Below are 22,236 nucleotides of genomic sequence, written 5' to 3' on the forward strand. Positions count from 1 at the left end.
GGGTGTTTGATGCCGGGGGCATCAAACACGCGCCCACGCGGACGTTCGCTATGTGGCTACGCTAAGCGTCGCACGCCCCGTTCGCACGATGCAGCGTGACGGTGTGCGTCCCCGCCGCCCGCGCCCGCAACTGGCCGCAGCCGCCATCGACGTCCTGCCCGGCCGAATCGCGCAGCTTCGTCAGCACGCCGCGCTCGAACAGCCAGGCCGCAATCGCGCGCGACTTCTCCCAGCCAGGCCTTTGAAACGGCAAGCCGGGATTCGTGTTGTAGGGAATCATGTTCAGCACGGCATACTTGCCGCGCAAGAGATCGACCAGCGCCTCGAGTTCGTCCGCGCCATCGTTCACACCGTCCAGCAACGTCCACTGGTACTGGATCGGATAGCCGGTCAGCCGGGCGTAGCGTTCGCCCTCGTCGACCAGCTCGCGTGCCGTGAAGCGCGGTGCGCGCGGCAGCAGGCGTGCGCGCAGGTCGGGTTTCGTCGTGTGCAGCGACAGCGCCAGCGCCGGCTTCACGCGGCCGGCAGGCAGGCGCTCGAACACGCGCGGATCGCCCACCGTCGAGAACACGAGGTTCTTGTGCGCGATATTGCCTTCGATGCCCAGCAGGTCGATGGCTTCCAGCACATTGTCGAGGTTGTGCGCGGGCTCGCCCATGCCCATGAACACGACCTTCTTGACGGGCCGCAGCCGGCGCGCCAGCACGACCTGCGCGACGATCTCGCCGCTCGTCACTTGCCGTATCAAGCCGCTTTGTCCCGTCATGCAGAACTGGCAGCCGACGGCGCAACCGACCTGGCTCGACACGCACACGCCATCGCGCGGCAGGAGCACGGTTTCCACCGTCTGCCCGTCGGCGAGGCCGACGAGCAGGCGCGCCGACCCGTCGTCGGCCGGGTGCGTGCTGAGCACCCGCGCGAGCGCGTCCAGCTCGACGTCCAGCTGCGACAGTGCTTCGCGCACGGGCTTCGGCAGGAAATCGTCGGGACGGCGGCGGCCGCGGTCGTGGTCCATCACGCGGACCCAGTCGCGCAGCACGCGGTCTACGTGCAGCGGCTGGGCGCCGAGGTCGCGCAGGCGCGCGCGGATCGTTTCAATTCTCATGGGTTCAGTAGGGTGGCGCACCCCGTGCCCACCCTACAAATCAATCGTTCTTGACGACGATCGTCGGAAACTTCGCCGACATGTCCTTGGCCTGCTCCGCCACCTTGACGGCGACCTTGCGCGCGATGTCCTTGTAGATCGCGGCCACGGCACCGTCCGGTTCCGCGACGACGGTCGGCGTGCCGGAATCGGTCTGTTCGCGGATCGACAGCTGCAGCGGCAGCTTGCCGAGGAAGTCGACGTGGAAGTCGGCGCACATCTTCTCGCCGCCGCCCTGGCCGAAGATCGCCTCGACGTGGCCGCAGTTCGAGCAGATGTGGGTGCTCATGTTTTCCACGACGCCGACGATCGGGATGCCGACCTTCTCGAACATCTTGAGGCCCTTGCGCGCGTCCAGCAGGGCGATGTCCTGCGGCGTCGTGACGATCACGGCGCCCGTGACCGGGACCTTCTGCGACAGCGTCAGCTGGATGTCACCCGTGCCCGGGGGCATGTCGACGATCAGGTAGTCGAGGTTGCGCCAGTTCGTCTGCTCCAGCAATTGCTGCAGCGCCTGCGTGACCATCGGGCCGCGCCACACCATCGGCTCGTCCGGATCGATCATGAAGCCGATCGACGACACCTGCACGCCGTGGTTTTCCAGCGGCTCCATCGTCTTGCCGTCCAGGCTTTGCGGACGGCCGGTCACGCCCAGCATCATCGGCTGCGACGGGCCGTAGATGTCGGCGTCGAGCAGGCCCACCGACGCGCCTTCGGCCGCGAGGGCCAGCGCCAGGTTGACGGCGGTCGTCGACTTGCCGACGCCGCCCTTGCCGGACGCGACGGCGATGATGTTCTTCACGTTCGGCATCACCTTCAGGCCGCGCTGGACGGCATGCGACAGGATCTTGCTCGTGACGTTCACGCTGACGTTGTCGACACCGGGAAGCTTGCGCAACGCATCGACGACGGACGCGCGGATGCCCGCGACCTGGCTCTTCGCCGGATAGCCGAGCTCGATGTCGAGGGCGACGTTGCCGCCATCGACCTGGACGTTCTTGACGGACTTGGAAGTGACGAAATCTTTATTGGTATTGGGATCGACGACAGCGGCCAGCGCGGCCTTGACGTCTTCAAGCGTGATGCTCATTAGGTTCTCCGGATGTGATACGCAAGTTTAGCGCAAAACCGGGTAACGACTGTTGCCAGGCTGGCAAATGGGCAAAGTACCCCCTGCGCGTTTGGGGTCATCCGCTGGTAAAATGCCTTTTTTCCTAGACACCTCAACCTTCGACCATGACACGCAAGCTGTTCGTCACCACCGCCCTGCCCTACGCCAACGCTGCCTTCCACATCGGCCACATGATGGAGTACATCCAGGCCGACATCTGGGTCCGCTTCCAGCGAATGCAGCGCGACGCCGGTACGCAGCGCGTGGTGCACTTCGTCGGCGCCGACGACACGCATGGCACGCCGATCATGATCGCCGCCGAGAAGGAAGGCGTGACGCCGCAGGAATTCGTCGCGAAGATCGCGGCCGGCCGCGCGCAATACCTGGACGGCTTCCACATCGCGTTCGACAACTGGCATTCCACCGACTCGCCGGAAAACGTCGACCTGTCGCAGAGCATCTACCGCCGCCTGCGCGACAACGGCCTGATCTACACGAAGACCGTCGACCGCTTCTACGACACGGCCAAGGGCATGTTCCTCGCCGACCGCAATATCAAGGGCGAGTGCCCGGTCTGCCACGCGAAGGACCAGTACGGCGACAACTGCGAAGTGTGCGGCGCCGCATACCAGCCCACCGAGCTGATCAACCCGTACTCCGTCTTCACGGGCTCGACGCCGATCCTGAAGCCGTCCGAACAATACTTCTTCAAGCTGTCCGACCCGCGCTGCTTCCAATTCCTCAAGGAGTGGCTGAACACGCCGGGCCGCCTGCAGCCGGAGATGGTCAATAAGGTGTCGGAATGGCTGGGCGAGAACGGCGAAAAGCTGGCCGACTGGGACATCTCGCGCGACGCCCCGTATTTCGGCATCCCGATCCCGGACGCGCCCGGCAAGTTCTTCTACGTGTGGCTGGACGCGCCAGTCGGCTATCTCGCGAGCCTGAAGAATTACTTCGAGAAGAAAGGCATCGACTACGAGGCCTTCCTGAACGATCCGGCGGCCGAGCAGGTGCACTTCATCGGCAAGGACATCGTGTCGTTCCACCTGCTGTTCTGGCCGGCGATGCTGAATTTCTCGGGGCACCCGATCATCGACAAGCTGAAGGTCAACGTCCACGGCCACCTGACCGTGAACAACGAAAAGATGTCGAAGTCGCGCGGCACCGGGATCTCGCCGCTGCGCTACCTCGATCTGAAGATGAATCCGGAATGGCTGCGCTACTACCTCGCGTTCAAGCTGAACGCCAAGGTCGAAGACCTGGACTTCACGGGCGAGGACTTCGTCGCGCGCGTGAACAGCGACCTGATCGGCAAATACGTGAACATCGCCAGCCGCTGCGCCGGCTTCATCGCCAAGCGCTTCGACGGCAAGCTGGCCTCGACCTTGTCCGACGATGCGAAACAATGGATCGCGCGCGCGCTGAACGGCGAACACGGTGAGCGCCAGGCGTCGATCGCGGCGAACTTCGAAGCGCGCGAATTCGGCAAGGCGCTGCGCGAGATCATGGAAGTGGCCGACGTCGCGAACCGCTACGTCGACGAGAACAAGCCGTGGATCCTGGCGAAAGACGAGACGAAGACGGCCGAGCTGCACGACGTGTGCACGGCGGCGCTGATCCTGTTCCGCCAGTTGACGATCCTGCTGTCGCCCGTACTGCCGCACGTGGCCGCGCAGGTGCGCGCCTTCCTCGGCGACGACGCGTACTCGTGGGACGACACCCAGGGCGAACGTGTGACCGCCCCGCTGCTGGGCCGCACGATCAACGCGTACAGCCACCTGATGCAGCGCGTGGACGCCAAGATGGTCGAGGACTTGTTCGACAAGCCGGCGCCGGCCGCTACTCCCGCAGCCGAAACTGCGGTGACGACCGCTGAACCGGCAGCGCCTGCTGCCGCGGTGGCGACCGCCGAAGCGTCCGACATCGAGCCCCTGGCGCCGGAAATCTCGATCGACGACTTCACCAAGATCGACCTGCGCGTGGCGAAAATCGTCAATTGCGAGCACGTGGAAGGTGCCGGCAAGCTGCTGCGCCTCACGCTGGATGTGGGCGAAGGCCGCTATCGTAATGTGTTCTCGGGTATCAAGTCGGCCTACCAGCCGGAGCAATTGATCGGCAAGCTGACGGTGGTCGTCGCCAACCTGGCGCCGCGCAAGATGAAGTTCGGCGTGTCGGAAGGCATGGTGCTGTGCGCGTCGGCCCAGGACGAGAAGGCGAATCCGGGCCTGTACCTGCTCGAGCCGGTGAGTGGCGCACAGCCCGGCATGAGGATCCGCTGACAAGCTGTGCCAGTAGGGAGCCCACCGAACGTATGCGCTGCGGCAATGCATGGTGGGCACAGTGTGCCCACCCTACTAATTTGCGCTTACCGACATAGGTCCTACGGGCGTATCGCGCATTACCGTTGCCAGGCTGACACCATTTTTCGTGGACGGGTAGCAGTATAATGCGCTGTTTTTAGAAAAATAGGGCGCAGGTAATGTCCCGACGTCCATCCTCCACACTTTAGAGTAGTAGCGACTAATATGACCGAATACAAAGCCCTGAGGCACATCCCCCAAGCGAAGCTGTTCCGCCAAGGCGACGTCTTCGTCCTGTTCGGCGAACTGTTCGGCCGCGGCTATGTGAACGGCCTGATCGACGAGGCGCGCGCCGCCGGCATGACGATCCTCGGCATCACCGTCGGCCGCCGCAACGACGACGGCACCCTGCGCGCCCTGACGCCGGAAGAACACGCGGAAGCGGAAGCGAAGCTGGGCGGCCGCATCATCAACGTGCCCCTGATGGCCGGTTTCGACATGGACGCGCCCCCGGGCGAGCAGAATCCGACCGAGATGCTGTCCGGTATTACCCTCAAGAGCTGGCAAGAAGACAAGCTGGACTGGACGAAGATCGACGCCTGCCGCACCGCCGGCGTGAAGCGCTTCACGGAGTCCGCCCAGGCCGTCATGGCCGAGATCGACAAGCTGATCCCGGACGGCGCCAACGTGTTCTTCGCACACACGATGGCCGGCGGCATCCCGAAGATCAAGGCATTCCTCGCCATCGCCAACCGCATCTATAAAGGCCGTGGCGACCGCTTCATGTCGTCGCGCGCCCTGCTCGACAGCGACCTGGGCAAGCTGATCCTGATGAACTTCGACGAAGTGTCGGCGAACACGCTGAAATACCTGATCGACGCCTCGGCCGGCATCCGCGCGCGCGTGGAAGCCAAGGGCGGCCAGGTGCGCTACACGGCGTACGGCTACCACGGCACCGAGATCCTGATCGGCGACGAATACATGTGGCAGACCTACACGAACTACACGCAGGGCTACGCCAAGATGCGCCTGGAGTCGATCGCCACCGCCGCGTGGGCCCAGGGCATCGCCGCCACCGTGTTCAACTGCCCGGAAATCCGCACGAACTCGTCCGACATCTTCGTGGGCGTCGAACTGTCGCTGTTCCCTCTGTTGCTCGCGTTGAAAAAAGAAGGTGGTGGCGCGTGGGCGCAGCAACAATGGGACATCTGCCAGGGCCTGCTGGGCGAAGGCGTGTCGCTGCAATCGATCCTGGACAAGCTGGAAGCCTATCTGCAGACGGCCACCAGCGCCACGTTCCGCAACTTCGACGCCTGGCCGATGGACAACACGCCGGAACTGGCCGACCTGATGATCGGCACGTCCGACGAAATCACGTCGCTGCACACGGACAAGAAGGCACTGATCACGGACCACCTGTCCGCGCTCGTGCTGGAAGGCACGGGCCCGCTGATGTTCCACGGCGCCGCGGAAAAGATCGCGCCCGTGCTGTGGCTCAACCACGACATCATCGCGCGCCAGCTCAATGCACTGCACACGCAAGGCTAACTCAGAGTATCATTCCTTGTTTTTATGACGCGGCGGTTCCCGATAAACGGGGCCGCCGTTTGTACGACCTGCCTAGATAAGCCATGAAACACACCCAGTACGAATCCGAGCACACCAAGTTCATCAAGCAACTGAAGGAACAGACCCCGGGCATGGAAGAGCGCCAGCAGGCCGGCCGCTCCCTCCTGTGGGACAAGGCGCCGCTGTCGCTGGACGAGCAGCGCCGCATCGACGAGTCGCGTATCCGCCAGCAGGCCTACGTGTACCAGACGAAGTACTGATCCAACGGAACCTTTCCGAGGCCGACGACGATGGTGCCCGCGCAGGCGACGCCCGAAGGGCACGCCGATCCCGAGGCGGGCGACGGCACCACGCCTGGCGATGCGCATGCGGACGCCACCATCGCGCGCCTGTACGGCGAACCGCTGCTGCACCTGCCCACCGACCTGTACATCCCGCCCGATGCGCTTGAGATCTTTCTCGACGCGTTCGAAGGTCCGCTCGACCTGCTCCTGTACCTGATCCGCAAGCAGAACTTCAACATCCTGGACATCCCGATGGCCCAGGTCACGTTGCAGTACCTGGAATACGTCGAGCAGATCCGCAAGACCAACCTGGAACTGGCGGCGGAATACCTGCTGATGGCGGCGATGCTGATCGAGATCAAGTCGCGCATGCTGCTCCCGAAGCGCGTCGACACCCTCGTCGAGGAAGCGGAAGACCCGCGCGCGGAGCTGGTGCGGCGCCTGCTGGACTATGAACAGATCAAGCTGGCCGCGCAGCAGGTCGGCGCCCTGCCCCAGCTGGACCGCGACTTCCTGCGTCCGCAATTGCCGATCGAGCAAGCGCCGGGCCCGATCCTGCCGCACGTCGATCCGCACGACCTGCAGCGCGCCTGGATGGACGTGCTGCGGCGCGCGAAGCTGACGCAGCACCACCGCATCGGGCGCGAGGAATTGTCCGTGCGCGAGCATATGTCCGCGATCCTGCGCACCTTGCAGTCGGCCCGCTTCGTGGAATTCTCGGAATTGTTCGGCGGCCAGGCGACCGTGCCCGTCGTCGTCGTGCACTTCGTCGCCATGCTCGAACTGGCGAAAGAAACTTTAATCGAAATCACCCAGGCCGAACCTTTCGCCCCCATCTACGTGCGGCTCGCCTATTCGCCGGCCTGACGTTTCTAACAAGCAATTGACACCATGAAAATCATCTCCACCATTGACGAACTGCGCGACCAGCTGCGCGGCCAACTGCGCACCGCCTTCGTGCCGACGATGGGCAATCTGCACGAGGGCCACTTGTCGCTGATGCGTCTTGCGCGCCGTCATGGCGACCCCGTCGTCGCCTCGATCTTCGTCAACCGCCTGCAGTTCGGCCCGAACGAGGATTTCGAGAAATACCCGCGCACGTTCGAAGCGGACGTCGCCAAGCTGGAGAAGGAAGGTGTGTACGTGCTGTTCGCGCCCACCGAGAAAGACCTGTATCCTGAACCGCAGGAATACCGTGTACAGCCGCCGGACGACCTGGGCGGCATTCTGGAAGGCCATTTCCGCCCGGGCTTCTTCAACGGCGTGTGCACCGTCGTGACGAAGCTGTTTTCCTGCGTGCAGCCGCGCGTGGCGGTGTTTGGTAAAAAGGATTACCAGCAGCTCATGATTGTCCGCAACATGGCGCGCCAGTTCGCGCTGCCGACGGAAATCATCGGTGCCGAGACGTTCCGCGCCGACGACGGCCTTGCGCTGTCGTCGCGCAACGGTTACCTGAGCACGGCGGAACGTGCGGAAGCGCCGTTCCTGTACCAGACGCTGCAATACGTGGCGGAACGCAGCCGCGCCGGCCACGCCGACCTCGTCGCGCTGGAACGCGATGCGATGGAACGCCTCGCCGGACACGGCTGGCAGCCCGACTATGTGTCGATCCGCAAGCGCATGAACCTGCAGGCGCCCAGCCGCGAGGAATACGAAGCGGGCGCACCGCTCGTCGTCTTGGCCGCAGCCAAACTCGGTGCGACGCGTTTGATCGATAATCTTGAAATCTGACTCTAAACGTTCCTTTGTTGCAAATACGCTGTAGGAATTGACAACACTTCTTGTTAGACTCGTGATTTGGCTTTTTACCCAATCCACGTAAAAAGAAGGAGTAGCGCTTTGACTGACCTTTCAATGCCGCTCATGCGTAAGGGTCCACCCAACCTGGCGGACGCCATCGACCGGATCAAACCCGATTCCGGTTTCCATGAAATGCGCGACCCGTTCGACATCGGCGACGCGTTGACGTCGCTCGCCCTCAGCGGCGAGGCCGTCACCGTCTATCGGCGCGGCCAGGACTTCGTCATGGCACGTATCGACAGCGTCGATCCGGAGGGAAAGGTCTTCACGCTCGATCTGGCCGAGCCGGGCGCCGCGCTGCACGGCAAGGTCGTGTTCGTCGCGGCCCTCAGCGGCAACGCGAAGATCCAGTTCGAACTCGACGCGGAAGCCAGCGTCATCGCCGCGCGTCCCGACCTGCTGCAATTCCCGCTGCCGGAAGCCTGCCAGGTGCTGAACCGGCGCGCGGAGCCCCGGCTCGAATCTCCGCTCGGCATGAATTACGGCGCCCGTTTCGCGTTGATGGGCAAGGTCTTCGAAATGCCCCTGTACGATTTTTCGCGCGGCGGCGTCGGCTTGCGCGCGACGCCGGAACAGGCAATGGAACTGTACGTGGGAAAGAAAGTGGACGGCGTCCAGCTGGAAATGGGCGGCTCGCTCGTCGTCACGGCCGACCTGGAAGTACGCCTGCTGCGGCCGTTCCGCACCTTCCTGCTGGGCCAGCAGGTGCAGGTCGGTTGCCGCATCTCGAACATCTCCATGCAAATGCACCAGACGTTGGGGCGTGCCGTGGAGAAGATGCAGAAGCGCAGGTAAGCCGATCCCGGCAAATGAAAAACGGCCCGTCGCGGGCCGTTTTTCATGGATGCCGTCGCGAGCTCACGCCGCCACGTTCTGCGCCCACGCAAGCGCCGACAGATGCGCCTTGTTGACGTCGTACGGGCTGATCGCTAGCGACGCCGCCAGCGATGCGACGAGGTCGGAGTCGAGTTCGCACGCCTCCGCCAGCGCCAGATATGGCCCGTACTTGCCTTCGCGGCCCAGCAAGGCACTGACGACCTCGGTCGGCAGCTGGATCGTGTCCAGCACTTCCGCCATCGGCAAGCCCAGCAGCCGGTCCAGCAGCGAGAACATGCCCGCGACGAACAGATGCTCACCTTCGCCGCGCGGCAGGCTCGTCAGACCCAGCAATTCGCACAGGCGCGCGCGCACGACGGCCGTTTCCATCAGCACCGGCGAGTAGCCGCTGCTGCTCGCCGTGGCCAGCAGCAGCACGAGCCAGCGGTACAGCGGCGCATAGCCCAGCATGGCGATGGCCTGGCGCAGCGATTGGATGTCGCGGCCCGCGCCGAAGCCGGCCGAGTTGATGAAGCGCAGCAGCTTATAGATCAGTGCCGGGTCGCGCTTCAGGACGGCCTCGATCTTCGGCACGTCCTCGTTGTTCTGCACCATCTGCATCAATTGCAGGATGATGGTCTGCGCGGGGTTCATGCCCTTGACGGCATTGCCCGGCCGCGGCGTCAGGTGCAGCTTGCCGACGAAGGCATCGAGGCCCAGCGCGGCGCAGGCGTCGAAATCCTGCCACGTCGACACGGGACGTCCGACCATGCGCAGCGCCGACTGCTTCGCCGCGGCATAGGTGCGCGCCTGCGCGGCCACGTCGGCGCCCGTGAAGCGCACTTCCGCGAAAGACGCGAACGGCGCCAGGTTCTTGCCCAGCAGCGTGAGATCGGCGCCGCGGATCGCGATGCCGACGCCACCGGCGCGCAGCGCCTGCACGGCGGCGCGCGTATCCGTGTTCGCCAGGTCGCGCACGCGCAGCGACAGCACGGTGCGCTCCGGCGGGAGCGCGTGCAGCGCGTCCAGCGACAGCATCGCGGGCACCGCGTCGAGGAACAGGATCTTGTCGCGCAGCAGCCAGCCCTGCTCGTCGTCGACCACGTGTTCCGCGACGAAGGCGACCAGGCTTTCGAGATCGGCGTCGCTGATCGTCTGGCCGTCGCGTTGCTGCCAGCAGAGCTCGTAGCCGATCACGCGCTGCTTCGGATCAAGCAAGGGTTCACGGACGATGAAATTGGTCTGGTGCATGTCTTGAAACGATCGCCGAGTGAAATGAAACAGCGGCGGCACCGGCCGCCGCGACGGGATCAGAAACCGAGGCTGTCCAGCAGGTCGTCGACCTGGCCCTGGTCGGCAACGACGTCGCTATTGCCTTCCGGCTTGATCTGCGGACCGTTCAGCAGGCCATTGTCGAGCTCGCGCTTGATCTCGCTGGGGGCGAAATCGACGAGCACTTGCACCAGCTGCTTTTCCAGGTTCTGGGCGATGCCCGTGATGCGCGAGATCACCTGGCCGGTCAGGTCCTGGAAGTCCTGGGCCATCATGATGTCCATCAAATGGGACTTCGTGGCGGTAGCGGCGTCGCGCGATTCCGCGAGGCTCGCGACCGTGCGCTCGGCCAACGAACGCCATGGGGCGTTGCCATTGGCCGGATCGGCCAGCAGCGCCTGCCAGGAACGGGTCAGTTCGGCGGCGCGGTCATCGATGCCGTCTTGCAGCGGATTGGCGGCATCGGTCGCATCGAGCACACGCTTGGCCGATTGCTCGGACAGCCGGACCACGTAATCGAGGCGGTCGCGCGCATCGGGGATGTCGCTGGCCGCCTTTTCGATCAATTTGTCCAGGCCCAGCCCGCGCAGGTTTTCGTGCAGTGCGCGGGTCATGTGCCCGATCCGGCTCAGGACCTCGTCTGGCGAAGTCGAGTCGGCGGTGTACTCGGTCATTTACGCGGCCTTTTCCATCTTTTCGAAAATCTTGTTCAGCTTTTCGTCCAGGGTGGCTGCGGTGAACGGCTTCACGACGTAGCCGTTGGCGCCCGCTTGCGCCGCCGCGATGATGTTTTCCTTCTTGGCTTCGGCGGTCACCATCAGCACCGGCAGCTTGGCCAGCGCGGGATCGGCACGGATGTTCTGCAGCATCGTCAGGCCGTCCATGTTCGGCATGTTCCAGTCGGACACGACGAAATCGAACTGTTCGCTGCGCAGCTTGGCCAGTGCCTGGACACCGTCTTCCGCTTCGTCGACATTGCTGTAACCCAGTTCTTTCAGCAGATTCTTGACGATGCGTCGCATCGTCGAAAAATCGTCAACAACCAGGAAACGCATCTTAGGATCAGCCATGAAATACTCCGTTGTTTCTGTAACTCGTTGATGAGGGTTCGCTCAACCGGATGCCGGTTGCAAGCCTCTTGTACATGTTGGTAGGTTCGGCACTGCGATACAAGCTAAAGGATAGCATTTTTGTTGCTCTACGGCGATAAAACCGCAGTGAATGCATCGTACGCGGATCAAACGCGCAACGCCCGGCCCCCGTGCGTTGCCAGATGGCCAAGCACGAGGCCCGGCAGCGCCGCCAGCGAGGCCACCTCGTGGGAGGCGCCGATGGCGATCGCTTCGCGCGGCATGCCGAACACGACGCACGAGGCTTCATCTTGCGCGAAATTGTAAGCGCCCGCGTTCTTCATCTCCAGCATACCCTGTGCACCGTCTTTTCCCATGCCCGTTAGGATCACGCCGACGGCGTTCTTGCCGGCCGCCTGGGCCGCCGAGCGGAACAGCACGTCGACGGATGGGCGGTGGCGGTTGACGGGTTCGCTCTGCTCGATCTTGGTCATGTAGTTCGCGCCGGAACGCGTGAGCAGCAGGTGCGAGTGGCCCGGTGCGATGTAGGCATGGCCGGGCAACACGCGTTCGTTGCCGGCCGATTCCACGACGCTGATCTTGCACAGCGAATCGAGGCGGCGCGCAAACGACGTGGTAAAACCTTCCGGCATGTGCTGGGCGATCAGGATGCCGGGGCAGTCGGACGGCATCTGCATGAGGAATTCACGGATGGCTTCCGTGCCGCCCGTCGAGGCGCCGATGATGATCAGCTTTTCCGACGACGTCAGCGGGCTGCGCAGTTGCGGCAGCGGCGAGGGGCTTGCGGCGCCCGGCGCCTGCACGGTGCGCGCCTTGACGCGGGCGCGCGCCGTGGCGCGGATCTTGTCGGCGATGAGTTCCGTGTATTCGCGCATGCCGCTCTGGATCGAGATCTTGGGTTTCGTCACGAAATCGACGGCGCCCAGTTCCAGCGCGCGCATCGTGATCTCGGAGCCGCGCTCCGTCAGCGACGACACCATCAGCACGGGCATCGGGCGCAGGCGCATCAGTTTTTCGAGGAAGTCGAGACCGTCCATTTTCGGCATCTCGACGTCGAGGGTCAGCACGTCCGGGTTCGTGCGCTTGATCAGCTCGCGCGCGACGAGGGGATCGGGCGCGACGCCGACGACTTCCATGTCCGGTTGCGAGTTGACGATCTCCGTCATCACGCTGCGGATCAGTGCGGAATCGTCGACGATCACTACTTTGATCTTGGTCATTGCTTAGGCCTTTCTCTTCAGAACAGGTCGACGTCGCCCGCGACGGGGGTGACCTTGAGGCGGCTGGCGTAGGCGAGTTCCCGCTTCGCCAGAGTATCGTTATGGGTTTGCATCAGTTTCTTGACGAGCACCTTGCCCGTGCGCGGGAAAAAATACACCTTGCGCGGATAGATGTCGTTCAAGTCCTCGGCGAGCACGGGGATGCGTTCCGTCTTGAGGAAGTTGATGACGAAGGCGGCATTGCGTTCGCCCACGTTCATCGCCGAAAAGCCGCGCAGCACGGCGCCGCCGCCGAACACTTTCGCTTCCAGGTTCTCGCGCCGCGCGCCCGCCTTCAGCAGGTCGTTGATCAGCACTTCCATCGCATACGTGCCATAGCGCATCGAGGCCGACACCGGGTTGCCGGGGTCGCCGCCGTCCGGCAGCATGAAGTGGTTCATGCCCCCGAGGCCCTTGACGCGGTCGCGCACGCACGCGGACACGCACGAGCCGAGCACCGTCACGATCAGCATGTCCTTCGCGGTGTAGTAGTACTCGCCGGGCAGGATCTTGGCCGCGTCGCAGTCGAACGTGCGGTCGTAATAGACATTGGTGGCGAATTGGCTGTTCGTATCCATGGGGTGTGATGGGCGTCAGCCGTGGCTTAATTCATAGACCGTCTTGCCGCGCAGGCGCAGCACGTCGGACACGTACAGGAAGTTCTCGGAATGGCCGGCGAACAGCAGCGCGTCGGGCTTCATCAGCGGCACGAAGCGCGACAGGATCTTGCGCTGCGTGGCCTTGTCGAAGTAGATCATCACGTTGCGGCAGAAGATCGCGTCGAACGGGCCCTTGACGTCCCAGCCGTCGGCCAGCAGGTTCAGCTGGCGGAACGTGATCAGCTGGCGCAGCTCCGGGCGCACGCGCACGAGGCCTTCCTGGGCGCCCTTCCCCTTCAGGAAAAAACGGCGCAGGCGTGCCTGCTCCATCTTGTCGACCCGCTCGATCGGATACACGCCGGCACTCGCGGTGGCCAGCACGTTCGTGTCGATGTCGGTGGCGATGATCTGGACAGGGGGCGTGAGCGTATCGAACGCCTCGCACACGGTCATCGCGATCGAATACGGTTCCTCGCCGGTGGAGCTGGCCGAGCACCAGATCGTCAGCGGTGCGCCAGCGTGCGCGGCGCGCGCCTTCAGCGCATGTTCGGCCAGCAGCGGGAAATGGTGCGCCTCGCGGAAGAACGACGTCAGATTCGTCGTCAGCGCGTTCGTGAACGATTCCCACTCGGCCGGCATGCGGCCCGCTTCCAGCGCGTCGAGGTAGGACGCGAACGAGGCGATGCCGTTCGCGCGCAGGCGGCGCGCGAGGCGGCTGTAGACCATTTCCTGCTTGCTGTCGGCCAGCGAGATGCCGGCACGCTCGTAGATCAGGCCGCGCACGCGCTCGAAATCGGCACGGGTGAAGTCGAACTCCTTGCCCGTCTCGTGCTTGGTGACCTGCTTCGTCGTATTGGGCGGCACGTTCATTACCATGGGTTGCGTGAAGTCTGCGGACCGCGTACGGTCCGGGTGTTTCCCTTGCGCCGCGCTGCGTGTCTTATGCTGCCAAGCGGTCCATCAGGCCCATCTCGCTGGATGACATCAGCTTGTCGATGTCGATCAGGATGAGCATGCGTTCGTCGACGGTGCCGAGGCCGGTCAGGTAATCGGAGTTGAACGCGGAGCCCATCTCCGGCGCCGGCTTGATCTGGTCCGGCGTCAAGGTGGTCACGTCCGACACGCTGTCCACGACCATGCCCATGATGCGGCCGCCGATGTTCAGGATGATCACGACGGTGAACTGGTCATACGTCGGCGTGCCCAGGTTGAACTTGATGCGCATGTCCACCACGGGGATGATGATGCCGCGCAGGTTGATGACGCCCTTGATGAATTCGGGTGCATTGGCGATGCGGGTCACGGTCTCGTAGCCGCGGATCTCCTGCACCTTCAGGATGTCGATGCCGTATTCCTCGGAGCCGAGGGTGAAGGCGAGGTATTCGCTGCCGCTGCCGTCGTGGGCATCGGTCGGCTTGTTCGTCGGTTGAGTGGACATGTCGGTTCCTTATCGGAGCAAATGGTACGGTTGATGCATTTAAAAAACGACGGATTCGTCGGACAGCTGGCGTGACGAGCGCAGCAGCGCGCCCACGTCCAGGATCAGCGCCACGCCGCCATCGCCGAGGATGGTGGCGCCGGAGATGCCGGCCACCTTGCGGTAGTTCGCCTCCAGGTTCTTCACGACGACCTGCTGCTGGCCGACCAGTTCGTCGACGAACAGCGCGGCCTTGCGGCCTTCCGCCTCGAGGATCACGAGAATGCCCTCGCACGGGTCGGTGATGCGCGGCTCGATGTTGAACATCTGGTACAGCGGGATCAACGGCAGGTATTCGCCACGCACCTTCACCACGCGGCCCTGGCCCGCGATCTCCTTGACGTCGGCGCGCGCCGGCTGCAGCGACTCCACGACGAAGCCCAGCGGCAGGATGTAGATCTCTTCGCCGCTGCGGATCGACATGCCGTCCAGGATGGCCAAGGTCAGGGGCAGCGAGATCAGGATCGTCGTCCCGAAGCCGCGCGCGGAACGGATGTCGATGGTGCCGCCCAGCGCCTGGATATTGCGCTTGACGACGTCCATGCCGACACCGCGGCCGGAGACGTCCGTAACGACGTCCGCCGTCGAGAAGCCTGGTGCGAAGATCAGCTGCCAGACGTCGGCGTCGCTCATGTTGTCGGACACGGCCAGGCCGTTCTCCTTGGCCTTGGCGAGGATGCGTTCGCGGTTCAGGCCACCGCCGTCGTCCGCGACTTCGATCACGATGTTGCCGCCCTGGTGCGCGGCGGACAGGAACAGGCGTCCCGATTCCGACTTGCCGGCGGCCACGCGCGCGGCGGGCAGCTCGATGCCGTGGTCGATCGAGTTGCGCACGAGGTGCGTGAGCGGGTCGACGATGCGCTCGATCAGGCCCTTGTCCAGTTCCGTCGCGGCGCCGTTCGTGATGAAGTCGACCTTTTTGCCCAGCTTGCCGGCCAGGTCGCGCACCATGCGCGGGAAGCGCGAGAACACGAAGTCCATCGGCATCATGCGGATCGACATGACGGCCTCCTGCAGGTCGCGCGTGTTGCGCGTCAGCTGCGAGACGGACGCCAGCAGGCGCTGGTGCACCATCGGATCGAGGCCATCGCTGCGCTGCTCGATCATGGCCTGCGTGATCACGAGTTCGCCCACGAGGTTGATCAGCTGGTCGACCTTCTCGATCGACACGCGGATCGACGACGATTCGCCGCCCTGCCCGTGGCCGCCTTCGGCAGTCTTCTTGGCGGCCTTCTTCTCGGCCGCCACTTCGGTGATCTCGATCGGTTCCGGCCGCGCCGGGGCCGGTGGCGGCGCCTCGGCCACGATGCCGGCTTCGAGGCGGATCTGTTCGATCGGCTGGAAGAAACCGTAGCCCAGTTCGTCCTCCGACGGGCCCGTGTCGGCGTCGAGCGGATCGGCGGGGTCGAAGAAGCCGTAGCCCTGCTCTTCCTCGATGCGCGCGCGGTCCGCCGCTTCGCGGGCACGCTGCTCGGGCGTCAGCGGCGGCGCTTCGAAAATCTTGAGGTCGCTCGGGTCGAGCACGAACGAGCAGATGGCGATGATGTCGTCCAGGCCCTCGTGCGTCATGATGATCAGCGCCGTGCGGCCCGCGGCGAGCGGCACGACGGACACGCGGCCCAGCAGGCCGAGCTCGTCCACGAGGGCGTCGACGTCGCGCTTGGCGAGGTCGGGCAGCTCGATCTTGTAGCGGTGTGCGCCTTCGGCGACTTGCTGCTTCTGTTCGGCGTGCAGGAACGACGGCACGGTCGGCTGGTGCGCCGGCGCGATCACGCCTTCGGACAGGTCGTGCAGCATCATGCGCACGTTCGCGACCGCTTCCTGGTCGACCTCCGCACCGTTGCGGTGGCCGTCGAGCTGCATCTTGAGGATGTCCTTGGCCGCCAGGAAGGCGTCCACGTGCTGCGCGGTGAGCGCCATCTCGCCCTTGCGGATGCGGTCGAGCAGGGACTCGAGCACGTGCGTCACTTCGCTCATGTCGCTCAGGCCGAACGTCGACGCCCCGCCCTTGATCGAATGGGCGGTACGGAAGATCGCGTTCAGGTCTTCCGGATCCGGCGTTGCGATGTCGACGGCCAGCAGCAGACGCTCCTTCTCGGCGAGCAGCTCTTCCGCTTCGTCGAAAAAGACCTTGTAAAACTGGCTGATGTCGATGGTCATGTCAAATTTCCGTCTGGTGCGATCGGCGTGGCGCCCGGCGGGCGGTGGGCGTCACTTCCGATTCTTAGCCGATGACCTTCTTGACCACCTCGATCAGGCGCTGCGGATCGAACGGCTTCACGAGCCAGCCGTTGGCGCCGGCCGCGCGGCCTTTCGTCTTCATGTCCTCGGACGATTCGGTCGTGAGCATGAGGATCGGCGTCTTCTGGTAGCCGGGCAGGCCGCGCAGCGACTTGATCAGGGTGAGACCGTCCATCTTCGGCATGTTCTGGTCGGTCAGGACCAGGTCGACGGTCTGCAGCTTCGCCTTTTCCAGGCCATCCTGTCCGTCGACGGCTTCCACCACCTGGTAGCCGGCGGCCTTCAGGCTGAAAGCCACCATCTGGCGCAGGGAACTGGAATCGTCGACTGCGAGAATAGTTTTTGCCATCTTTTTGCTCCTGCTGTTTTTTCTGTATGCCGTTGTAGTCAGACGAGGTCAGAGCCCACCCGGAAATTCGGGCTCCGACCTCGTAGATTAGAATAATTCGACGTCGCCGCTCTCGAGGTGGCGCTGTTCGACCGACTTGCGCAGCATGCTGCGCAGCTCCAGCGACTGGATCGCCAGCGCCATGCTCACCTTGCCCAGGCGCTCGACGATCTCGTCGCCATCGCTCTCCGGCATGATGTCGTCGCCATGCTCGGACAGCGTCGTCAGGAAATCGCGCAAGCCCGTCACGCGGCGCAGCGTGCGGTCGAGCAGCTGGCTCGTCATGTCCTGGAACTGCATGCTCGTCACCGCCGCGTTCACGTGGCCCGCGATCTCGCCCGACATCCCCGTCAGGCAGGCGCTGTCCTCCGCGGTCGGCGCCTGGCCCGCCAGCAGGCGGTTGATCGCTTCCTGGCGCGCATCGACCACGTGGTGGATCGCCATGAAGCTGCTCGTCAGCTTCTCGACGGCTTCCTCCAGCAACAGCGTCGTCTGAACGAGGTCGGTCTCGACTTCGGACAGGTGGCGCCGGCCATGGTCGGACACGCCCGACAAGAGGCGCTTGACGTGTGAGCCGAGAATCTTTTTTCTTGTCGTCATAAAATCCCCCAAACTTCCCGCCCGTTATTGTTTCCCTGCCGGCGTCGCCGCCGGCTGCGCCAATCCACCACCCGTCGCCTCGGCCACGGCCTTCACCGCAGCGTCCGCGCTTTCGCCCGGCACGTCCAGCGGCGTGCCGTCGTGCAGCACGGCGTCCTCCGTCCGCTTGTTCATCACGAGGATACTGATGCGGCGGTTGATCGGGTTGAACGGATCGGCGCGGTCGAGGTGGACGGCCGAGCCGAGGCCCACCACGCGCAGGATTTTCGCATCCGACAGGCCGCCATGCACCAGCTCGCGACGCGAGGCATTGGCGCGGTCGGCCGACAGTTCCCAGTTCGTGTAGCCCGCCGGCGTCGAATACGGCGTCGAATCCGTATGGCCCGACAGGCCGATGCGGTTCGGCACGTCGTTCAGCACGAGGCCCAGCACATCGAGGATGTCGCGGGTGTACGGCTGCAGCTCGGCGCTCGCGGATGCGAACATGGGACGATTCTTTTCGTCGACGATCTGGATGCGCAGGCCTTCGCTCGTCACGTCCAGCAGCAACTGGTTCTTGTACTTGCGCAGCAGCGGATTGGCGTCGATCGTCTGCTGGATGCGCTGCTTCAGCTGTTCCAGGCGCGTCGCTTCCTCTTTCTCGAGGGCTTCGCGCGCGGCCTTCAGGTCCATCGATTTCCGGTTCGCTTCGATGTCGCCGTTCTTGACCTGGCCGTTGCGGCGCGTCAGGTCCTTGCCGCCGCCCTGCAGGATCGAATTGCTGTTGCCTGCGCCCGAGCCGCCCTGCATGGCGACCTTCAGCGGCGTCTTGAAGTATTGTGCGATGCCTTCCATGTCGCCCTTCGTCGTCGAGCCGAGCAGCCACATCAGCAGGAAGAACGCCATCATCGCCGTCACGAAGTCGGCGTACGCGATCTTCCAGGCGCCGCCATGATGGCCGTGGCCGCCCTTCTTGACGCGCTTGACGATGATGGGCCGCTGGCCTTCGTCAGCCATGCCGCACTCCCGCGCCGATGTGGATGTGTCGCACCATGTGTCGCACCGTTATTTGCTCTTGGCCTTCTTGATATGGTCCTCGAGTTCCGCGAAGGTCGGGCGCTCCGTCGAGTACAGCACCTTGCGGCCGAATTCGACGGCCAGCGCCGGGGCGTAACCGTTCAGGCTGGCCAACAGCGTCACTTTCACGGTCTGGAACATCTTCGTCGACTCCTCCAGCTTCTGTTCGAGCAAGCTGGACAGCGGACCGACGAAGCCGTACGCCAGCAGGATGCCGAGGAACGTACCGACCAGCGCGTGCGCGATCAGGATGCCCAGCTCGGCCGGCGGCAGGCCCACGGATTCCATCGTGTGCACGACGCCCATGACGGCCGCCACGATACCGAATGCCGGCAGGCCATCGCCCAGCTTCGCAATACATTGTGCCGGGACCGCACCTTCATGATGGTGGGTCTCGATCTCGTTGTCCATCAGGTTCTCGATCTGGAACGCGTCCATGTTGCCCGAAACCATCAAGCGCAGGTAATCGGTGATGAATTCGACAATGTGGTGGTCCGCCAGCACGGCCGGGTATTTCGAGAACACGGGGCTCTGCTCTGGGCTCTCGATGTCGCCTTCGATCGACATCAGGCCTTCCTTGCGCACTTTCGACAGCACGTCGAACAGCAGCGACATCAGCTCCATATACATCTCGCGCGTGTACTTGGAACCTTTGAACAAGGTGGGCAGCGCGGCGAGGGTCGCCTTCACGGCCTTCGGATTGTTGCCGACGAAGAAGGCGCCGAGCGCGGCGCCGCCGATCATGACGAGTTCCAGCGGCTGCCACAGCGCCGCCAGGTGACCGCCGTTCATCGCGAAGCCGCCGAACACGGCGGCGAGCACTACAACGTAACCAACAATGACAAACACGGGACTCCCGATGCGTGATTCCGGGACTGGCCCGGTTTGGATTCAAGTTGATGAATCCAAAGAGAAATATTTACGTAGGGAATTAGATTAGCTTGAGAATGGACCACGGGCAAGTAAAAGTGGCCCGGGCACCGTCAAAATTGCCAAAGATAGAGAATTTTCTTACTGTTAGTCGTCACAATGCGACGGTCGGGCATTCTGCCTGGAATATCGAATTCGTAACTTAACAGGATGCTACCGGGGCGCATTTCGCTCTCCGCCTTGCGCCACAGCCCTGCCATCGCGGCCGGTGACAGATAGGCGAACACCACGTCATAGTGACCAAAATTCAACGCTTCGTAATCGCCGAGCAGGAAGCGCGCCCGGCTGCCGGACAGCTTCGCGCGCAGCCGGCTGACGAACCACGGCAGCGGTGCCAGTTCGATACCGTCCACCCGGGAATCGGGCCGGCGCCGCGCCAGGTCGAGCACGAGCCCGCCCAGGCCGCTGCCCACGTCGGCGATGGCGAGCGGACGGTCCGCCGGCAACGCGTCCGCGACGGCATCCCACGCGCCGCGCCCGGACGGGTAGTACGGCACCTGGGTGCGGAATGTCGACCAGTACACGAGCAGGAACAGCACGAACAGGACGAGGAACACGCTGGGCGGCAGGTCGAACCCGCGCGCCAGCAGTACACCCGACGGGAACACGAGCTCGATCGCGCGCCACCAGACGGCGAGCCCGAGCCACCACGCCACGAGCGCGGCCAGGGCGCCCTGGACGAGCGCGACGCCTTCCCACGACATGGGGACGCCCGCACGGGCCAGCAGCCACACGGCGATCAGGGTCAGGGGAAAGGCGCCGGCCTGCGCGAGCAGCGCGCGCACGGACGGGGCGCCGAAAGCACGACGCGGAGCAGCCCCGCCTGGCCTGCCCCGCGGGGAGAAGATACGGATCACGTCGAGGGAAAAACGGCTCAGGCGGCGGCCAGCGCGGCGGCGTCCTTGGCTTTGCGGGTCTTGCCTGCGCGCGAAGGCATGTGGCACAGGCCACACTGGTAATCGTTGTTCAGGTCGAGGGTGTTGACGACGTACTTGCCCTGGCATTTGCCGCACGGTGCCAGCACGAGCATATTGCCCTGGAAGAAGCGCACGAGGGTCCAGGCACGGGTCAGCGACAGCAGCGGCTCTTCGCCCGGTGCCGGCGGCATCTGTTCCAGATACAGTTTATAAGCCTTCATGACGGCCTCGATGCCCGTGGCACCGGCGTACTCGACGAGGAACTTATAGATATTGATGTACAGCGAAGCGTGGATGTTCGGCTGCCACGTCAGGAACCAGTCGGTCGAGAACGGCAGCATGCCCTTCGGCGGCGACACGCCCTTCAGTTCCTTGTACAGCTTGATCAAGCGCTCGCGCGACAGGGAGACTTCGCTTTCCAGCAGCTGGAGACGGGCACCGAGCTGGATCAGTTCGATGGCGAGCTGGATTTCCTGGGCTTCCGAAACGACGCTTTTCTTGGTCATGCTGTTCTCCTGACTTCGCTTGAGTTCGACTTCGACTTCGACTTCGACTTGCTAAAGGCTTGCTTAGGCGATTTCTTCGGCCGGCTGGCCTGCCATCAGGATCGCGGCGTGGGACTGGGCCAGGGCGCGGTCCTTGCTGTGGCTCGTCAGCATGCCGAGGATGGCGACATCGTCGAAGCGGAAGCGGGCCAGCATCATGTTGCCGCCGGCGAGTTTCAGGATCTGGGAGTTGCTCATGCCTTCGATCAGGTCGGCGATGTCGGCCGAGATGCCGAGGCGGAAGATTGCGGTGACCTTGTCTGCGCGGATCATCTGCTGTGCCAGCATCAGGTAGCTCAGGTTCGCATCACGAATTTCAGCCATCATGTCGTTCGCAGTCATTTCATCTCTCCGTTGATCGTATCTGTGAGGCGTTGTGTGTTGCCGTTGAGATAGATTCTGACTGTGAGGAAACTTTTGGAGAATTGGAGAGTGTCTGTATTTTTCGTCCGGCAAAGACGAACGCGACCCGTAGGAGTTTGTCTGACAAACCCTGCCGAATCGTGGGGGCACCCCTATGAAAAGGGGGCAGAAGTGTGATGTGAAACCGGGGCCGTTTCCTGCCCTTTGACGCTGCCAACAACATACTGCTGTGTTGGTTTACGTCAACGGTTTCGGGAACTTTAGGGTTCCTCAAAAAAATTCTTTGTCCCTTAAGCATCCCTACAGAGCCGTTATCGGACGGTTTTTGCCGAACTTTAGGGTTTCGACAAACTTTTTTCGATCCAGTTCCGGACATCTGAGAGGGTTATCGGACGCGTTTTGCGAAACTTTAGGGTTTCTGCAAAAAATTTTTTCAAGACCCGATCCCGGTCATCTGAATGGGTTATCGGACGG

Annotated in this window: 23 protein-coding genes; 6 read left to right on the forward strand and 17 right to left on the reverse strand. The window is 63.6% G+C overall.

The window, feature by feature from the left end; all coding sequences use genetic code 11:
- Window positions 1-61: 61 nt before the first annotated feature.
- Together NX784_RS23230 and apbC are read right to left on the reverse strand one after the other, a co-directional pair.
- Complete coding sequence (locus NX784_RS23230) at window positions 62-1,105, reverse strand: RNA methyltransferase (RefSeq protein ID WP_258819058.1); 1,044 nt, start codon at window positions 1,103-1,105, stop codon at window positions 62-64.
- Window positions 1,106-1,145: 40 nt separating this feature from the next.
- On the reverse strand, window positions 1,146-2,234 hold the full coding sequence (gene apbC, locus NX784_RS23235; RefSeq protein ID WP_258819059.1) for an iron-sulfur cluster carrier protein ApbC: 1,089 nt from the start codon (window positions 2,232-2,234) through the stop codon (window positions 1,146-1,148).
- 146 nt (window positions 2,235-2,380) lie between these two features.
- Between apbC and metG the strand changes: the two genes are divergently transcribed.
- The 6 genes from metG to NX784_RS23265 all read left to right on the forward strand — a co-directional run bounded on the left by metG (window position 2,381) and on the right by NX784_RS23265 (window position 9,003).
- Window positions 2,381-4,534 carry a methionine--tRNA ligase gene (gene metG / locus NX784_RS23240; RefSeq protein ID WP_258819060.1) on the forward strand — a complete coding sequence of 718 codons (2,154 nt, stop codon included), beginning with the start codon at window positions 2,381-2,383 and terminating at the stop codon, window positions 4,532-4,534.
- 246 nt (window positions 4,535-4,780) lie between these two features.
- Window positions 4,781-6,103 (forward strand): enoyl ACP reductase FabMG family protein, encoded by a 1,323-nt coding sequence (locus NX784_RS23245; RefSeq protein WP_258819061.1) that lies wholly within the window; start codon window positions 4,781-4,783, stop codon window positions 6,101-6,103.
- An 83-nt stretch (window positions 6,104-6,186) separates the two neighbouring features.
- Window positions 6,187-6,384, forward strand: a complete 198-nt coding sequence (locus NX784_RS23250) for a DUF3460 family protein (RefSeq protein ID WP_258819062.1) — start codon at window positions 6,187-6,189, stop codon at window positions 6,382-6,384.
- A gap of 30 nt (window positions 6,385-6,414) precedes the next feature.
- Entirely contained in the window at window positions 6,415-7,275 is an 861-nt protein-coding gene (locus NX784_RS23255; protein ID WP_258819063.1) for a segregation and condensation protein A, read from the forward strand.
- 24 nt (window positions 7,276-7,299) lie between these two features.
- Window positions 7,300-8,139 carry a pantoate--beta-alanine ligase gene (gene panC / locus NX784_RS23260; protein ID WP_258819064.1) on the forward strand — a complete coding sequence of 280 codons (840 nt, stop codon included), beginning with the start codon at window positions 7,300-7,302 and terminating at the stop codon, window positions 8,137-8,139.
- Between the two features lie 132 nt (window positions 8,140-8,271).
- Entirely contained in the window at window positions 8,272-9,003 is a 732-nt protein-coding gene (locus NX784_RS23265) for a flagellar regulator YcgR PilZN domain-containing protein (protein WP_258819065.1), read from the forward strand.
- A 63-nt stretch (window positions 9,004-9,066) separates the two neighbouring features.
- Here NX784_RS23265 and NX784_RS23270 read toward each other — a convergent pair whose 3' ends face one another.
- The 15 genes from NX784_RS23270 to flhD all read right to left on the reverse strand — a co-directional run bounded on the left by NX784_RS23270 (window position 9,067) and on the right by flhD (window position 21,741).
- Complete coding sequence (locus tag NX784_RS23270; protein WP_258819066.1) at window positions 9,067-10,275, reverse strand: EAL and HDOD domain-containing protein; 1,209 nt, start codon at window positions 10,273-10,275, stop codon at window positions 9,067-9,069.
- A gap of 59 nt (window positions 10,276-10,334) precedes the next feature.
- Entirely contained in the window at window positions 10,335-10,970 is a 636-nt protein-coding gene (cheZ, locus tag NX784_RS23275) for a protein phosphatase CheZ (RefSeq protein WP_258819067.1), read from the reverse strand.
- On the reverse strand, window positions 10,971-11,366 hold the full coding sequence (cheY, locus tag NX784_RS23280) for a chemotaxis response regulator CheY (RefSeq protein WP_258819068.1): 396 nt from the start codon (window positions 11,364-11,366) through the stop codon (window positions 10,971-10,973).
- Between the two features lie 167 nt (window positions 11,367-11,533).
- Window positions 11,534-12,607, reverse strand: a complete 1,074-nt coding sequence (locus NX784_RS23285; protein WP_258819069.1) for a protein-glutamate methylesterase/protein-glutamine glutaminase — start codon at window positions 12,605-12,607, stop codon at window positions 11,534-11,536.
- Window positions 12,608-12,624: 17 nt separating this feature from the next.
- A complete protein-coding gene (gene cheD / locus NX784_RS23290; RefSeq protein ID WP_258819070.1) occupies window positions 12,625-13,224 on the reverse strand; it encodes a chemoreceptor glutamine deamidase CheD in 600 nt (199 codons plus the stop codon).
- Window positions 13,225-13,239: 15 nt separating this feature from the next.
- On the reverse strand, window positions 13,240-14,115 hold the full coding sequence (locus tag NX784_RS23295; RefSeq protein ID WP_258819071.1) for a CheR family methyltransferase: 876 nt from the start codon (window positions 14,113-14,115) through the stop codon (window positions 13,240-13,242).
- A 70-nt stretch (window positions 14,116-14,185) separates the two neighbouring features.
- Window positions 14,186-14,683, reverse strand: coding sequence for a chemotaxis protein CheW (locus tag NX784_RS23300; protein WP_166859058.1), 498 nt, complete (start codon window positions 14,681-14,683; stop codon window positions 14,186-14,188).
- A 39-nt stretch (window positions 14,684-14,722) separates the two neighbouring features.
- On the reverse strand, window positions 14,723-16,882 hold the full coding sequence (gene cheA / locus NX784_RS23305) for a chemotaxis protein CheA (protein ID WP_258819072.1): 2,160 nt from the start codon (window positions 16,880-16,882) through the stop codon (window positions 14,723-14,725).
- Between the two features lie 64 nt (window positions 16,883-16,946).
- Window positions 16,947-17,312 carry a response regulator gene (locus NX784_RS23310; protein ID WP_036230353.1) on the reverse strand — a complete coding sequence of 122 codons (366 nt, stop codon included), beginning with the start codon at window positions 17,310-17,312 and terminating at the stop codon, window positions 16,947-16,949.
- Window positions 17,313-17,399: 87 nt separating this feature from the next.
- Window positions 17,400-17,951, reverse strand: a complete 552-nt coding sequence (locus NX784_RS23315; RefSeq protein ID WP_258819073.1) for a chemotaxis protein — start codon at window positions 17,949-17,951, stop codon at window positions 17,400-17,402.
- 24 nt (window positions 17,952-17,975) lie between these two features.
- Complete coding sequence (gene motB, locus NX784_RS23320) at window positions 17,976-18,947, reverse strand: flagellar motor protein MotB (RefSeq protein WP_258819074.1); 972 nt, start codon at window positions 18,945-18,947, stop codon at window positions 17,976-17,978.
- A 48-nt stretch (window positions 18,948-18,995) separates the two neighbouring features.
- Window positions 18,996-19,856, reverse strand: coding sequence for a flagellar motor stator protein MotA (motA, locus tag NX784_RS23325; protein WP_166859054.1), 861 nt, complete (start codon window positions 19,854-19,856; stop codon window positions 18,996-18,998).
- 134 nt (window positions 19,857-19,990) lie between these two features.
- Complete coding sequence (locus NX784_RS23330; RefSeq protein WP_370662965.1) at window positions 19,991-20,722, reverse strand: class I SAM-dependent methyltransferase; 732 nt, start codon at window positions 20,720-20,722, stop codon at window positions 19,991-19,993.
- 89 nt (window positions 20,723-20,811) lie between these two features.
- On the reverse strand, window positions 20,812-21,360 hold the full coding sequence (gene flhC, locus NX784_RS23335) for a flagellar transcriptional regulator FlhC (protein WP_258819075.1): 549 nt from the start codon (window positions 21,358-21,360) through the stop codon (window positions 20,812-20,814).
- Window positions 21,361-21,423: 63 nt separating this feature from the next.
- Window positions 21,424-21,741: a flagellar transcriptional regulator FlhD gene (flhD, locus tag NX784_RS23340; RefSeq protein WP_258819076.1), complete on the reverse strand. Its 318-nt coding sequence runs from the start codon at window positions 21,739-21,741 to the stop codon at window positions 21,424-21,426.
- Window positions 21,742-22,236: the final 495 nt, after the last annotated feature.

Source organism: Massilia pinisoli, assembly GCF_024753285.1.
GTDB lineage: Bacteria > Pseudomonadota > Gammaproteobacteria > Burkholderiales > Burkholderiaceae_D > Telluria > Telluria pinisoli.

Bases quoted from the DNA above. Each gene is read 5' to 3' on its own strand.
- NX784_RS23230 (WP_258819058.1), bottom strand. From the start codon at position 1,105: ATGAGAATTGAAACGATCCGCGCGCGCCTGCGCGACCTCGGCGCCCAG.
- apbC (WP_258819059.1), bottom strand. From the start codon at position 2,234: ATGAGCATCACGCTTGAAGACGTCAAGGCCGCGCTGGCCGCTGTCGTC.
- metG (WP_258819060.1), top strand. From the start codon at position 2,381: ATGACACGCAAGCTGTTCGTCACCACCGCCCTGCCCTACGCCAACGCT.
- NX784_RS23245 (WP_258819061.1), top strand. From the start codon at position 4,781: ATGACCGAATACAAAGCCCTGAGGCACATCCCCCAAGCGAAGCTGTTC.
- NX784_RS23250 (WP_258819062.1), top strand. From the start codon at position 6,187: ATGAAACACACCCAGTACGAATCCGAGCACACCAAGTTCATCAAGCAA.
- NX784_RS23255 (WP_258819063.1), top strand. From the start codon at position 6,415: ATGGTGCCCGCGCAGGCGACGCCCGAAGGGCACGCCGATCCCGAGGCG.
- panC (WP_258819064.1), top strand. From the start codon at position 7,300: ATGAAAATCATCTCCACCATTGACGAACTGCGCGACCAGCTGCGCGGC.
- NX784_RS23265 (WP_258819065.1), top strand. From the start codon at position 8,272: ATGCGTAAGGGTCCACCCAACCTGGCGGACGCCATCGACCGGATCAAA.
- NX784_RS23270 (WP_258819066.1), bottom strand. From the start codon at position 10,275: ATGCACCAGACCAATTTCATCGTCCGTGAACCCTTGCTTGATCCGAAG.
- cheZ (WP_258819067.1), bottom strand. From the start codon at position 10,970: ATGACCGAGTACACCGCCGACTCGACTTCGCCAGACGAGGTCCTGAGC.
- cheY (WP_258819068.1), bottom strand. From the start codon at position 11,366: ATGGCTGATCCTAAGATGCGTTTCCTGGTTGTTGACGATTTTTCGACG.
- NX784_RS23285 (WP_258819069.1), bottom strand. From the start codon at position 12,607: ATGACCAAGATCAAAGTAGTGATCGTCGACGATTCCGCACTGATCCGC.
- cheD (WP_258819070.1), bottom strand. From the start codon at position 13,224: ATGGATACGAACAGCCAATTCGCCACCAATGTCTATTACGACCGCACG.
- NX784_RS23295 (WP_258819071.1), bottom strand. From the start codon at position 14,115: ATGAACGTGCCGCCCAATACGACGAAGCAGGTCACCAAGCACGAGACG.
- NX784_RS23300 (WP_166859058.1), bottom strand. From the start codon at position 14,683: ATGTCCACTCAACCGACGAACAAGCCGACCGATGCCCACGACGGCAGC.
- cheA (WP_258819072.1), bottom strand. From the start codon at position 16,882: ATGACCATCGACATCAGCCAGTTTTACAAGGTCTTTTTCGACGAAGCG.
- NX784_RS23310 (WP_036230353.1), bottom strand. From the start codon at position 17,312: ATGGCAAAAACTATTCTCGCAGTCGACGATTCCAGTTCCCTGCGCCAG.
- NX784_RS23315 (WP_258819073.1), bottom strand. From the start codon at position 17,951: ATGACGACAAGAAAAAAGATTCTCGGCTCACACGTCAAGCGCCTCTTG.
- motB (WP_258819074.1), bottom strand. From the start codon at position 18,947: ATGGCTGACGAAGGCCAGCGGCCCATCATCGTCAAGCGCGTCAAGAAG.
- flhC (WP_258819075.1), bottom strand. From the start codon at position 21,360: ATGACCAAGAAAAGCGTCGTTTCGGAAGCCCAGGAAATCCAGCTCGCC.
- flhD (WP_258819076.1), bottom strand. From the start codon at position 21,741: ATGACTGCGAACGACATGATGGCTGAAATTCGTGATGCGAACCTGAGC.